This window comes from Buttiauxella selenatireducens (assembly GCF_031432975.1).
Classification (GTDB): Bacteria; Pseudomonadota; Gammaproteobacteria; order Enterobacterales; family Enterobacteriaceae; genus Buttiauxella; species Buttiauxella selenatireducens.
This window is the reverse complement of the sequence record NZ_CP133838.1, coordinates 457,014-470,642: the sequence shown is the minus strand read 5'-3', so window position 1 is coordinate 470,642 and position 13,629 is coordinate 457,014. Positions and strand designations below refer to the sequence as shown.

Genomic DNA, 13,629 nt, shown 5'->3' with positions numbered 1-13,629 from the left:
ATCGGGGATTATCCACGTACGTTAAAACGCAATTGCCCTTCCAGCTCCTCTTCTGCTTCATCAAAAAGCAAAATCAAAGCCCCATAACGCCGTCTTTGCATTTCTGGCAAATGAACAAATTCAATCTCCGCCGGGAGCGGTAAATTCCCCCCGACAACCACATCCCATAAACTGTCGAGATCGTGAACCTGTTTTTTCTCAAGCCTAAATTCCTGGATAAAGTGACGATAGAACTCCGGTTGATCTTCTATCTGACTAAAATCAAAGGTGTATTTTTTCATAGCTTGCCACCTTAACCAGATAACCGGTGTTAAATAACTCACTGCCCTGGAGTGCCTGGTTTGTCATAATTCTCTCTCGCTAAAATTTGCGCATCACATAAGTATAGATACAAAAAAGCCGACGCAAGGCGTCGGCTCGGGTTAGGCATCTATCAGTGCATGCTGGTATTTATGCAACACATGCGCCAGTCGTTTCACCGGTTCGGTGACTTGTAATGGCGCCTCCCAGACCCGCAACTTCTCCTGGTAAATATCTAGCTCATCCAATAACTGCTTAAAGTAGCGCCGTTTTTTATCATCACTTGATGCCGACGTAAGCTTATCTGCTGTGTTTCTCAACTGGCGATGGAATGCGGAAAGATCATCATTCACTGGTATCGGTGCATCACGCAATCGCTGGTGAGCAATAATCAAAGTCAGCGCCAGGCGGTAGCGATCGATATCTCCCGGAAACGTATTCAGCAGTAAGAAAAGCTGCTGATAAAGAGCGGGTAGATGATTCTCTTTGCGTCGCGCTTTATTGGTTGTCAGTGCGGAGACTGCTGCGGAAACAAACTGGTTCAGCAGTGTGCGGCCCGTGCGTTCTTTGGAGTTATCCCGGATAAGTAAGATAACCATCATCGCCAGGAAACAGCCCACTATTTGTCCCAACGCGCTCTCCAAAAACGTGCTGAAATGAAACGTCATCGGGTTATCCAACACAATGACGTTAATGGTTCCGGCAAGGGCCCCCATCGAACCAAGACGTCGCTTCTGTACTTCAATTCCCATAAAGAAGCCCAACAACGCAAGACTAATGCACAGTAACAACATGCTTTGTTGAGTCGAAGGTAGGATCACTAAAAAGTAGAAAGCCCCTAATGGGAGCGCGACTAACATACCGTATAAAAAGTCGAGGGAAACCATGCGTGGATTGGGTAAACGCATCGCCAGCGAAGTTACAACGGCAATCATGACCATCGCGCCACTGCCGGATGTCCATCCCGTCCATAACCAAAACAAGCAACCGAGCATGCAGGAAACCGTCGTCCGCCAGAAGTTAATCATCGCGTGATGCCCTTCCGCTGACTGCACTTTGATAACGACTTCCTGAGTTAAAACATCTTCTTCCACCGAGCTGATACGGGTGTTGCTGATGACTCCGCGTTTGAGCAACAGGTAGCGGCTAATCGCGCCAACCCAGCTGCTTATCGTGGCTGGCGTATTTTTATCGCCTGTATAAGAAATAGCTCTGCGGATCACTTTCACTTGTTTGTGAACGTCAGCCGCGGTTTCTACAGGCATCTCAAACAACATGCGGAACTCTGCGGTCATGTATTCCGGACGTGTGTTTTGAATCAGGAATGTTTCACAAGCCTGGGTGATGAGCGTCAGGGACAGTGTGTTGATCGCTTTCAGGCGACGGTTAGCACGATCCCAGCGTGAAGATTCAATTTTGAGATTCCCGCGCATCCCTTCCAGAGCGGTAGTACGGCGCACCAGGCCACTCCAGGCTTTATCGACTTCCTCTTTATCGCCATGCGCAACACACAGCTGCATCAGCCGATAGTGATCCACCAGCAGGTTATCCAGTTCGCGGTCAATTTCTTGCTTAATGGAGCGAGGGGAAAAAATTAAGTCGGCAAGAATCGCGCACACAATACCAATCACAATCTCACTACACCGTTCAACGGAAAATTGAGGAGTGACAAGCGGATTGGCCTGAATGGTGATAACAATGATTAACGCGGTGTAGCCAGAAAGCCCCCAGGCATAGGAGTTTTCAACCTTGACCAGTGAAGAAATCCAGGTACAAAAACCAGCCCAAATACAGCACACCAGTAACATCACGACAGGGGCACGAATCATCGTAGTGATAATGAACAGCGCGGCAATACAACCGATAAAAGTCCCGATGATACGCAGCATCCCGCGATAACGAATAGCGCCGGAATAGGGCTCTCCGCCCGCTGCAAACGCAGGGCCGGCGGCTACCAGTGCCGCTGTCAGTACGGCCCAACGCGGGGTTTCCAGTTGAAAATGGAAGCCCACAAACACCGCCAACACAATGGCGAAAGCCAGTTTGAAGGCAAAGCGCAAATGTAATCGCGAGATAAAATACATATCGACCTACGCTTAGCCGAACTCACGCAAGCGATGCATGAATTTGATGAATACCGAGTCATGGTTAACATCCCGGTCTTTATCGCCGGTAACGACGACCGTAGCCGTAGTCCCTGCGGGGAAGATATTTGCCTGTTGCTCGTCAAGACGGATACGAACCGGCACACGCTGCGCCAGACGTACCCACTCCAGATTGGAATCAACCGTCGCCATACCTTTGGTATCTCTGGTACTGCTGGCATTGGTTACGCCGGCAGAAATACTGTCTACCGTCCCACGCAGTACGCGATTACTACCAAGCGGTGTGATTTGTACCCGGTAGCCTGGACGAATACCGTCAAGCTTGGTTTCTTCCATGTAGGCCAGAATGTAAAAAGTACCGCGTTTTACCAGCGCAACGGCTGTAGAACCACGGGTAATAAATTCACCCGTATAAACATTCAGGTTGGTGATCCAACCTTCTGCTGGCGCACGAATAATCGTACGTTGCAGATCCAACTGAGCTAAATCTCGTGTCGCTTCAGCCCTGGATAACTGATGCATGACGGTCTGCAACACATTGTTGGACTGTTCAATTTCTTCACGAGACATGGCCTGCGTGCCTAACGAATTGCGACGCCCTGCTTCACGACGTTTCTCCCCGGCTAATGCCTGGTAATAAGCAACGTCCGCTTCAGCCTGCTCCAGCGCTTTCTGATAACGCGGCTGATCGATGGTGAATAAAACCTGATCTTTCTTCACCAGTTGATTGTCATGGACCTTCACATCGGTAATTAAACCGGACACATCTGGCGCAATCGCGACAACATCAGCGGTAAAACGAGCATCACGCGTCCAGGGGGATTGGGTATAAAATACCCAGGCACGGAAGATAGCGATGAAAGCCAGCAGCACCAGAATCAGCGTGATGGCAGTGCGGGTCATTTTTGTTGTAAGTGCTTTCACATCAACCTCAAACAAACAGGCGCGAGATCAGATAAAACAGGCAGCAATAAAGCGCTGTATTAAATAATGCCGGGTGCCAGACAAAATCATAAATCCCCGTCGGAATCAGCAGACGGCGGACTACCCAGAACAGCGCCAGCGAAAGAATTAGCTCGAAGAAAATCGGCGGAAAAGAAAGACCGAATATCACGATAACGGGAAATAGACTCATGTTAACCTTGCAGAAAATACAGAAGGCACAAGCCGTGACACAACAAAGAACGCTGTGCTAACAAGTATTACGGATTGTGTTAGTAATAATATATTAACGTAATTGTTAGCGAGTTATCTATAATCTGTGATCTAAATCACTTTTAAGTCAGAGTTAACAATGGAAAGACTTAAGCGCATGTGGGTTTTTGCCAAAGTTGTCGAACTAGGCTCATTTACCGCCACGGCCAGGCAGCTGGAAATGAGCGTATCGTCCATTAGCCAAACCGTTTCTAAGCTCGAAGACGAGTTGCAAGTTAAGCTTTTAAACCGCAGCACGCGCAGCATTGGGCTAACTGAAGCCGGTAAAATCTACTACCTTGGTTGCCGCAAGATGTTACATGAAGCGCAAGAGGTGCATGAGCAACTCTATGCATTCAACAACACCCCAATCGGGACGCTGCGTATCGGCAGTTCTTCAACTATGGCACAAAATGTCCTCGCGTCCATGACCGCCGATATGCTCAAAGAATATCCTGAGTTAACGGTTAACCTGGTGACCGGTATTCCCGCGCCTGATTTGATTGCGGACGGTCTTGATGTCGTGATTCGTGTGGGCGCTTTGCAGGATTCCAGCCTGTTCTCAACACGGCTCGGATCGATGCCAATGGTCATTTGCGCCGCTAAAAGTTATCTGCAACAAAATGGCACACCAGAAAAACCCGCCGATCTTGCCAGCCACTCATGGCTTGAATACAGCATTCGTCCGCATAATGAATTCGAGTTGATCGCACCCGAAGGGCTCACTACGCGAATGATCCCGCAGGGTCGGTTTGTCACCAATGATCCCATGACGTTAAGCCGCTGGCTAAAAGTGGGGGCTGGGATCGCTTATGTGCCACTGATGTGGGTGATCGATGAGATCAACGACGGAACGCTTGAGATCTTACTGCCGAGTTATCAGTCCGACCCGCGTCCGGTATACGCGCTGTATACAGAAAAAGATAAGCTGCCGCTGAAAGTACAAGTTTGTATTAACTATCTGACTGAATATTTCGTGAAGGTTTCGCACCTGTATCAAGGGGTACGAGATAAGAAAGGACGTGCGAGTGAAGACAGCCGGGATTAACCCGGCTGTTATTGTTTTATGCTGTGCCGCCAACCGTCAGGTTGTCGACTTTGAGCGTTGGCTGGCCGACACCAACAGGCAAGCTTTGTCCTTCTTTACCACAGACACCAACACCGTTATCCAACGCCAGGTCGTTACCCACCATCGAAATCTGCTGCATGGTTTCAATACCGGAGCCAATCAGCGTTGCGCCTTTCACCGGTGTGGTCACTTTGCCGTTCTCGATGAGATACGCTTCAGAAGTTGAGAACACAAACTTGCCGGAGGTGATATCCACCTGCCCACCACCAAAGTTAGGCGCGTAGATCCCGTACTCAACCGATTCGATAATCTCTTGCGGGGTTGATTTACCCGCCAGCATATAGGTATTGGTCATGCGCGGCATTGGCAGGTGCGCGTAAGATTCACGACGGCCATTACCGGTTGGGGCAACCCCCATCAAGCGAGCATTGAGTTTGTCCTGCATGTAGCCTTTCAACACGCCGTTTTCGATTAACACGTTGTATTGGCCTGGAACACCTTCGTCGTCAATCGCAACAGAGCCACGGCGGTTCGCCATGGTGCCATCATCAACGACAGTACAAAGTTCAGAAGCAACTAACTGACCCATTTGGCCACTGAATACGGATGTGCCACGACGGTTAAAATCACCTTCCAGACCGTGTCCCACCGCTTCATGCAATAGCACACCAGGCCAACCTGCCCCCAGAACCACCGGGAACATACCGGCAGGTGCCGCAACGGCTGAAAGAGTCACCAACGCCATACGCACGGCCTCTTTCGCCCATGCATCAGCGCGTACTTCACCGTCAATGGTTTCAAGGAAGTAGTCATAACCGAAACGACCACCGCCGCCGCTTGAGCCGCGTTCACGTTTGCCGTTCTCTTCTACCTGAACACTGACAGACAGGCGCACCAGCGGGCGAACGTCAGCCGCCAGCGTACCGTCAGTTGCAGCGACCAGAATCAATTCATAAACGCCCGTCAGGCTAGCCGTCACTTCCTGTACGCGAGCATCTGCTGCGCGGGCAACGCTATCGACACGTTTCAGGATGTCGAGTTTCTCTTCACGCGTCATGCTTTGCAGCGGATCGGCACTGGTATAAAGCGCGCTATGCTGCACGGCACCTAATGTTTGTACGCGGCCATTCCCTTTTTCTTGCACAATGCTTCGTGCGGCATGAGCACTTTGTTCCAGTGCCAACAAGCTGACCTGGTCGGCATAAGCAAAACCGGTTTTCTCGCCACTGATCGCGCGCACACCAACACCCTGATCGATGTTGTAAGAACCATCTTTAATGATGCGGTCTTCCAGCACCCAGGATTCGTGATAACTGGACTGGAAATAGAGATCCCCGTAGTCGAGTCGGCGCTCGGACAATTGTCCCAAAATGGAAAACAGATCTTGATGGGTTAAGCCATTCGCAGACAGCAACTGCTCACTTACCAGGTTCAGACTCATCGTTTCGTTACTCTTATTTGTCTATCAATTGGAGATATCTATTATATTGAGCTTGCGGCAATTAGCTCCCCGCGTCAAATCACTTAGCTTCCTTGAGCCTTGGCTGGCGAAGCACTTCATTGATTTGCGGTTTATCGACCGATCCGGTGATGTGGTAGCGCAGTAACGAAATTTTGCTCCACAACGGTCCTAACACTTTACTGGCGGCAAACACCGCAGCACCGATTATTGGGTTAACCACGAATGCTGTTGCCACGCCGACGGTAGCAGAAATTTCTGGTGCTATGACCGCTTCAACGTCGAGTTGACGTCGAACCAAATCGACCGAACCTTTCATGCCAATATCAGCTTCGAGCCCGTCCACCAGCGTATCCTCGCTGTGCAGTACACCGTCTTTAATCCAGGCCGTGCTACGGATGGAATCAAAGTAGAAACCTTCACCAAAAGTATCGCTGAAGTCAAAACGCAGTTTACGCATCAACGCATCGACACTCACCAATCGTAGCAATTGTCCGGCGTGACCGGTGCCCAGATCGGCAATTTGTCCTTTGCCCAATTTGGTATGAAGGATCCCGTTTAGTGAAGCAATATGCGGCTGCCACGGTTTGTCGCGCCAGTGCAAATCATAGTCCGCATCAAACGATGAACCTTGAATTGGCGTCTTGATACCAAAGAAGTTGGTCGCCGCATCAAGTTTGGAGCCGTGCAATTTGCCTTTTAAAGACGTGCGCTCTTCTGCCGGACTGTTCACCCACTGGCCACTGGCAGTCAACCTTGCAAACCCGGAATCGATTAAACCGTTTTCCAGTTCAAGCGTGTTCCCTTTAATGGCGAAATCACCGTCAATACGGCCATATTTTTGCCCCCAAAGCCAACATTCGGAGCAGCGCAGCTGCAAATCAGGCCAGTCTCGGAAATCAATCGAGTTATCGTCTCCCAACGGCGAAGCACCGGTCGATTTCGCGGTGCTATTTCCCCAGTCAGGGTTGAAATAGAGATACTTGATGGCAGCACGCCACGGCGCATTGTTCTGTATCGTCAACGAGCCATTCACTTCGCGCCCCTGGGCTTCAACGCGCGTGCCATTCGGAATAGCTTGGGAAACCAGACTCAGGTTATTCCATTGCTGACCAGCGAACGTCAGAGAAGGCGTGCGTAATGTTACATTAGTGGGGAATGAAGCCGAGTTACCCACACTTTCCACGGCCCCATGGCTGAACAAGGCTAACCATTGCGCACCATCCATCGCCGGAAGATCCAGTTCTAAGCCAGAGTTGTCAGGTAATGGTGGAACGGTGTGGCTATTGGTCGCCCAAATCGCCCGATCAAGGGTGAGTTTTTTATTCAGCAACCAACGACTGGAAAAATGATTTTTCGCACCGGCGTTACCCGTCAGATCGAAACTATTAAGATTACCCTTCACCGCGACATTCAACGGCAGCGATTGCCCCGCTGATTTATCGACTGGAGCAGGTAAGTGACTGCTTACATTTTTCAAGTCGGCAGCGACTTTGATCTGATAATTAGCCTCTCCGTGATATGGGAGAGAAATCGCCACATCACCTTTCCAGGGAACACTACCACTCAACTCTTTGCTGATTGGCTCAGGCACAATTCCCATTTTTGTCGGCTGCCAGTCACCTAATAAGTTGACCCCAATCTGGTAGTCTTTCTCACCCATTTTAGTATTGAAATCAATGCCTATGGGTTGATTGAACCAGGTAGCTTTTAGGGGATCGCTTTTCAGTTCGCCATTCACAAAGCTGAATTTACCGCTCAGGTTAGACAACTGGCTCGAGAGTGGCTTTATCAGCAATGTATTATTGTTGAGCTGAACGTCACCCGAGGCTGTCGTCATTTTGCCATTCAGCGGGATATCCAAATGTAAGCGAGCATTCACATCGCCTCCAATCTGGAGTTCATCAAGTGCTGCTGACAGAGAATCTTTGAGTGGCGTGTCTTTGAAGTAAGGGCCAACCGCACTACCAGGACCAGTGATGTCAGAATCAACCAACAGTTTTTGTTTCGCGTAATCCGGGATATTCGCCGTCAGTTTACGTCCGGTCACGCCGCCAAGTTTCACTGCATCCGATTTCATCCACAAACCGTTATTGATGAAATCCAGAGTGATATTCAGATTTTCAAGCGCAGGCCAGTCTGGCTGGAAAGCAAATTTAGCCTTGTACAACGGGACGTAAACCTGGAACTGCCCTTCGTTATGCACATAAGGGAATTGATGAGGATTCCCCCCGTAAACCAGGGTTGCGTTATCCGATTCGCCACCTTGAATCGCACCGCTGAGGTAATCAACCAGCTCTTTGCCCATCAGGTTTTCAGGGAAATAACGCCAGGCATCAGCCCCATTATGGGTACTGATTCCGGCCAGGATCCCCAGCCAGGGTTCATCGCCTGTCGGCTGGTAGTAGCGGAAATCACCCGCAGCCCACACAGAACGTGCTTTTACATCCAGGTGTTTGCCATCAAGCTGGAAACCTGCGGCATTTTTCTGCCATTCAAGAGTTGCGACTGCGCGTTCAACTTCCAGCGGGGCACGGAATACGCCCACGTAAGGCATTTTGGCATTAAGCACTTGCGCATTAAGCCGCCCGTGCCCGACGCCGCCCGTAACCGATCCAGAGAAGTGTTCAACGCCGGGTAACATTTTCCATTGTTTCCAGCTCACATCTTTCCAGCGCCCTTGCATACGGGTGTTTTCGGTCTGCTGAAGAGGAATATCCACTGCAAGAACATCAATGTGCCCTCGCGGTTGTAGCGTGTTCCAAATCTCACCAAAATCAGGCGAAATCTTTTCTGCAATCGGCGACAACCCCGTGAAGCTTTCCAGTTCCATATTGGTTGCACGCACGCGGAGCTCGTCGCTGCGCATGCTCTCTTTGCCCCCCACACTTTGAGGAGCAATCCACGCAAGCGATAACGAACCTTTAGGCCAAGTTTTACCATCAAGAGTGATATTGGTAGAAGGAATGGCAAGATCCCAACTCGCACCGGAACGATTAACTCGCGCCATTAAATTATCAACCGACAGCTGATGGTTGGTATTTTTCCCAGCCCAGCTTGCACCGCCTTGCTTCAACCAGACGCTGCCACCCGAAATATCGCCAGCTTTGACATCCATCCAGGCTTCGAGGGTGAACTCAGCTGTCTGTAAATCGATATTGTCTTTCATCCAGCGGCCAAGCCAGGGTTTCACGTCAACGTTTTCAGCCTGCAACCAGACTTTGCCAATGTTCAATAAACCATTTTCGTCGCGCAAATCCATCCTGACTTTCGCCAATCCATGCTGGCCAGTAAAGCTCGACAAGCTTACCAGCCCTTCGGCGCGGTGACGGTTTTTGGTATTAAGCCAGGTCAATTGCGGAATAGTGAGTTCGGCGCGCTGGCCGGAGATCGTCAGGAAACTAAGGGAGCTATCGCGCAGATCGAAGTGATCGAACTGGCGTAAAAAGAGATCGCTGATTTTACCCGGTTCGAGCTTTCTATCCCCTTTATTTCGACTTAACGGGGTGTTGGTTCGCACCTGTAATTGGTAAAAAGTGAGGTCGCGGAACTGCCAGCGGGCGTGCAAAATGCTCTGCCAGAGATCGAGCGCCAGCGTGACACGCTTGACCCTCAACTCACCACCATCTTTCAAGCCAGCTTTGATATCGCGGACATCAAGCGTTGGGCCAAAATTTTCCCAGTTTGCCTGGATCTGGCTGGCATCGACGGGCGCGCCCGTCATGGCTTCAATTTTTTCGAGCAGCGCTGGACGCCAGGCATCGAGATGCGGCAAAACCAGCCGCAAACCACTCACCAGCAGTGCGACGATAACGATCAACGTTGCGCCAGTGAGTAGCAGAATGCCGGGCAGTCGCCTCACGAAAATCTCCTTGTTTGCCGCCGGAGCGGAACTCAAATCGGCACTATCTGTGCAGTGAGTTACATCATAACGACGTCGAATTGCTCTTGATTATAGAGCGGCTCGATCTGAACTTTGACTTGTTTACCGACGAAAATTTCCACTTCAGCCAATGAATGGGACTCTTCGCTTTTCAGCGCTTCCCCCACGGCCGGTGAAGCGTAAACCAGGAAGCGATCGGAATCGTAGGCATGATGCACGCGCACAATTTCACGCATAATTTCATAGCACACGGTTTCCACCGTTTTCACGGTACCGCGACCATGGCATGTTGGACAATCGTTGCAAAGCACATGTTCAACGCTTTCACGCGTACGTTTGCGCGTCATCTCAACCAGACCGAGCTGCGAAAAACCGTTAATGCTGGTTTTCACGCGATCTTTGCTCAACGCTTGTTCGAGGGAATGCAGTACACGTCGGCGATGGTCTTCATTACTCATGTCGATGAAATCGATAATGATAATGCCGCCCAGATTACGCAAACGTAACTGGCGAGCGATCGCCTGCGTCGCTTCAATGTTCGTATTGAAAATAGTGTCATCAAGATTGCGATGGCCAACGAAAGCACCGGTGTTGATATCCACTGTTGTCATCGCTTCAGTTTGGTCGATAACCAGGTAACCACCTGATTTCAGCTCAACTTTTCGCTCCAGCGCGCGTTGGATTTCGTTCTCAACGTCAAACAGATCAAAAATAGGCTGGCGGCCGCTGTAGTGTTCGATTTTGCTGTGCATTTCCGGCATGTATTCTGCGGTAAACTCCAGCAGCATGTCGTAAGTAAGACGAGAGTCGACACGAATACGATCAAGAGCGGCATCTGCAAAATCACGCAGCACGCGTTGCGCCAGTGCCAGTTCACCGTAAAGTTGGCAGCGGGTTTTATTACGTTTTTTTCGCTCGCTAACTTTGGTCCAGACACGTTTGAGGTAAGCGGCATCTGAAGCTAAATCGTCTTCACATACGCCTTCGGCTGCGGTGCGAATAATAAATCCGCCTTGCTCATCGCAATAAGCATTAACCACACGTTTCAGGCGTTCACGCTCGGCTTCACTTTCAATGCGCTGGGAAACGCCTACGTGAGAAGCACCAGGCATAAAGACCAAATAACGCGATGGCAGCGTGATATCGGTAGTCAAACGAGCGCCTTTGGTGCCCAGCGGATCTTTCACCACCTGAACCATTAAGTCCTGGCCCTGACGTACCAGCTCGGAAATATCTCGTACGGTGAAGTTTTTCTGCTCTTCGCCCGCCACACATTCGGTATGTGGCATGATGTCAGAAGCGTGAAGAAACGCTGCCTTATCCAGGCCAATATCTACAAATGCCGCCTGCATCCCCGGAAGCACCCGGCTTACACGACCTTTGTAGATATTCCCTACGATCCCGCGACGTGCTTCGCGTTCAATATGAATCTCTTGCAGTATTCCACCGTCAATGTAAGCCACCCGAGTTTCCGATGGGGTCACGTTGACTAACAATTCAGCCGTCATGTTTTCCTCGTCCATCACGCAACGCGTGAAAATTACTCAGCAATTCATAGGTTTCAACTAGCGGTAGACCGACTACAGCATGGTAGCTGCCATTAATCTTCCTGACAAAACAACCACCAAGCCCTTGAATACCGTATGCACCTGCTTTATCCATGGGTTCACCGCTGGCAACGTAACCAGCGATATCCTGTTCTGATAATGCACGAAAAGTCACTTCAGTCGTCACAAGGCAATCCAGCAATGATTCACGATCCGCCAGCGCAACGGCCGTCATGACCTGGTGCTGGTTACCGGATAGCATCCGTAGCATCGCTGCAGCATGCTGTTCGTCTTTAGGTTTTTCCAACACATTGCCATTGTAGATAACAATAGTATCTGCACCCAATACCGGTAAGTCCTGCGCAGCCAAAGCAACGCCGGCACGCGCTTTATCACGCGCCAAACGCACCACGTACTGTTGAGCACTTTCGTGGCTAAGACGCTGTTCTTCCACATCAGTAATGATGCGTTCAAACGACACACCCAACTGAGTCAGCAATTCCTGACGACGTGGAGAACCCGATGCCAGATACAAAGATGTCATGTTCAATCCTATTGCACAGCAAATTGTTGGCGAATTTTACGCATCAACAAGAATATCCATGGCCACAGTACACCATTGACCACACTGCTCCAGAAAATTTCTGGGCGGAAAGAGACATTGATAACTAAAAATTCAGACCAGAAAACAATGACATCTGTCATCAATGACAAAAGCATGACCACTAAAGCCTGTTGCCAAAGCGCAAGATTACGGAATAGCTGGTACTTCAGCGCCACCAGATAAGCAACGATGCTCAAAGATAACGCCCGTACGCCAAGGGTTGAACCGCTGATCAAATCCAGTATGGCACCCACGATAAAACCTGTGCCGACATTTACGCGGTGTGGCAGAGCCAGTATCCAGTAAAGCAGGATCAGTAATACCCAGTCAGGACGATAGACTTTTAAATCGTCAGGCCAGGGCATTACTTGTAACAGCAAGGCGACGAGGAAAGAAAGCCAGATGACCCAACGGCCCTGGCTGCGGTAACTTCCCACTACTGCCCTCCCAGGCTTGCAGGTGCAGGAGAAGCGGTGTTCCCTGCTGGAGCCGGAGTCGTAATACCCGTCGCCGGAGGTGGAACGGGAGCCGGCGGCCCAATAGCATCAGCAGCCGGTAAAACCTGCGGCATCATTTGCATCAGGCGTTCATTCGCAACGCGATGAACTTCCTCAGGCGGCATTGGGGTTTTCCCTTCACGATCCGCACCCCACAACAGCAGCAAATAACGCAGACGTTGTAAGCCAGCAGTCGGACGAGCCTGAATAACGGTGTATGCGCGCTGAGTATCAAGTTTCACGGAAGAAACGACACCCACTGGATAACCTTCCGGGAAACGCCCACCTAAACCAGATGTCACCAACACATCACCGACACGAATGTCAGTATTTGCCGGTAAATGTTCCAGTTGCAGATCGTCGGTACAACCGTTGCCCGCCGCAATAATACGAATATCATTGCGCAGTACCTGAATCGGCAGCGCATGGGTCGCATCACAGATAAGCAATACGCGGCTAGTGAGTTTCGCTACCGCGACAACTTGTCCTACGACACCTTTATCACTGATGACCGGTTGGCCTTCATAGACCCCGTTCACACTCCCCTTATCAATAACCACCTGGTCACTGTAAGGATCGTTAACGGTTGAGATAACCTGAGTCACCATTTTTTGCTCGTCTTGACGCAACGGTGAACCCAGTAATTCGCGCAGACGTGCGTTTTCCTGACGATATTGACCCATCATCAGTAGTTCGCTGTTTTTCAGGATCAGTTCCTGACGCAGTGCACGATTTTCGAGTTCTAGCTGGTCGCGTGATGCCAGTGTTTGCGAGACGCTGTCGAGCAATTCACGGGGACCATTTGAGACAAAATAGAAAGGACTGACGGCAGTATCCATATACGTTCGAATCTGACTGAACGTACCCAGACGGCTATCGGCAATAATGACACCAATCGCCACCAGCACCGCCAGAATAAGGCGAAACTGCAACGAGGGGCCACGGCTAAAAATTGGCTTCATAGGCTATGC

General features: G+C 50.3%; 11 protein-coding genes. 1 reads left to right on the top strand and 10 read right to left on the bottom strand.

The annotated features are described in order from the left end of the window. Nucleotides 1–8: 8 nt before the first annotated feature. The 4 genes from RHD99_RS02220 to aaeX all read right to left on the bottom strand — a co-directional run bounded on the left by RHD99_RS02220 (nucleotide 9) and on the right by aaeX (nucleotide 3,540). On the bottom strand, nucleotides 9–281 hold the full coding sequence (locus tag RHD99_RS02220; RefSeq protein WP_309877309.1) for a barstar family protein: 273 nt from the start codon (nucleotides 279–281) through the stop codon (nucleotides 9–11). Nucleotides 282–422: 141 nt separating this feature from the next. Further along, a complete protein-coding gene (gene aaeB, locus RHD99_RS02215) occupies nucleotides 423–2,384 on the bottom strand; it encodes a p-hydroxybenzoic acid efflux pump subunit AaeB (RefSeq protein WP_309877308.1) in 1,962 nt (653 codons plus the stop codon). Between the two features lie 12 nt (nucleotides 2,385–2,396). Then, nucleotides 2,397–3,308 (bottom strand): p-hydroxybenzoic acid efflux pump subunit AaeA, encoded by a 912-nt coding sequence (aaeA, locus tag RHD99_RS02210; RefSeq protein WP_510183665.1) that lies wholly within the window; start codon nucleotides 3,306–3,308, stop codon nucleotides 2,397–2,399. A 28-nt stretch (nucleotides 3,309–3,336) separates the two neighbouring features. Further along, entirely contained in the window at nucleotides 3,337–3,540 is a 204-nt protein-coding gene (aaeX, locus tag RHD99_RS02205; protein WP_183270837.1) for a p-hydroxybenzoic acid efflux pump operon protein AaeX, read from the bottom strand. A 159-nt stretch (nucleotides 3,541–3,699) separates the two neighbouring features. On the opposite strand from aaeX, the gene aaeR reads away from it, so the two are divergent. After that, nucleotides 3,700–4,647 (top strand): HTH-type transcriptional activator AaeR, encoded by a 948-nt coding sequence (aaeR, locus tag RHD99_RS02200; RefSeq protein ID WP_270142587.1) that lies wholly within the window; start codon nucleotides 3,700–3,702, stop codon nucleotides 4,645–4,647. Nucleotides 4,648–4,663: 16 nt separating this feature from the next. Here aaeR and tldD read toward each other — a convergent pair whose 3' ends face one another. From tldD to mreC, 6 genes are all read right to left on the bottom strand, one after another. Continuing rightward, entirely contained in the window at nucleotides 4,664–6,109 is a 1,446-nt protein-coding gene (tldD, locus tag RHD99_RS02195) for a metalloprotease TldD (protein WP_309877306.1), read from the bottom strand. A 79-nt stretch (nucleotides 6,110–6,188) separates the two neighbouring features. Continuing rightward, nucleotides 6,189–9,989 carry an AsmA2 domain-containing protein YhdP gene (gene yhdP / locus RHD99_RS02190; protein ID WP_309877305.1) on the bottom strand — a complete coding sequence of 1,267 codons (3,801 nt, stop codon included), beginning with the start codon at nucleotides 9,987–9,989 and terminating at the stop codon, nucleotides 6,189–6,191. Between the two features lie 59 nt (nucleotides 9,990–10,048). Then, nucleotides 10,049–11,518 carry a ribonuclease G gene (gene rng, locus RHD99_RS02185; protein WP_183270841.1) on the bottom strand — a complete coding sequence of 490 codons (1,470 nt, stop codon included), beginning with the start codon at nucleotides 11,516–11,518 and terminating at the stop codon, nucleotides 10,049–10,051. Continuing rightward, entirely contained in the window at nucleotides 11,508–12,101 is a 594-nt protein-coding gene (locus tag RHD99_RS02180) for a Maf family protein (protein ID WP_183270842.1), read from the bottom strand. Before RHD99_RS02180 ends, rng begins: the two co-directional genes overlap by 11 nt. A gap of 8 nt (nucleotides 12,102–12,109) precedes the next feature. After that, nucleotides 12,110–12,598: a rod shape-determining protein MreD gene (gene mreD / locus RHD99_RS02175; RefSeq protein WP_183270843.1), complete on the bottom strand. Its 489-nt coding sequence runs from the start codon at nucleotides 12,596–12,598 to the stop codon at nucleotides 12,110–12,112. After that, a complete protein-coding gene (mreC, locus tag RHD99_RS02170) occupies nucleotides 12,598–13,620 on the bottom strand; it encodes a rod shape-determining protein MreC (RefSeq protein ID WP_183270844.1) in 1,023 nt (340 codons plus the stop codon). The genes mreD and mreC overlap by 1 nt, the downstream gene beginning before the upstream one ends. Nucleotides 13,621–13,629: the final 9 nt, after the last annotated feature.

Excerpts from the sequence above, each read along its gene's own strand:
- RHD99_RS02220 (WP_309877309.1), bottom strand. The coding sequence starts at position 281 with ATGAAAAAATACACCTTTGATTTTAGTCAGATAGAAGATCAACCGGAG.
- aaeB (WP_309877308.1), bottom strand. The coding sequence starts at position 2,384 with ATGTATTTTATCTCGCGATTACATTTGCGCTTTGCCTTCAAACTGGCT.
- aaeA (WP_510183665.1), bottom strand. The coding sequence starts at position 3,308 with ATGACCCGCACTGCCATCACGCTGATTCTGGTGCTGCTGGCTTTCATC.
- aaeX (WP_183270837.1), bottom strand. The coding sequence starts at position 3,540 with ATGAGTCTATTTCCCGTTATCGTGATATTCGGTCTTTCTTTTCCGCCG.
- aaeR (WP_270142587.1), top strand. The coding sequence starts at position 3,700 with ATGGAAAGACTTAAGCGCATGTGGGTTTTTGCCAAAGTTGTCGAACTA.
- tldD (WP_309877306.1), bottom strand. The coding sequence starts at position 6,109 with ATGAGTCTGAACCTGGTAAGTGAGCAGTTGCTGTCTGCGAATGGCTTA.
- rng (WP_183270841.1), bottom strand. The coding sequence starts at position 11,518 with ATGACGGCTGAATTGTTAGTCAACGTGACCCCATCGGAAACTCGGGTG.
- RHD99_RS02180 (WP_183270842.1), bottom strand. The coding sequence starts at position 12,101 with ATGACATCTTTGTATCTGGCATCGGGTTCTCCACGTCGTCAGGAATTG.
- mreC (WP_183270844.1), bottom strand. The coding sequence starts at position 13,620 with ATGAAGCCAATTTTTAGCCGTGGCCCCTCGTTGCAGTTTCGCCTTATT.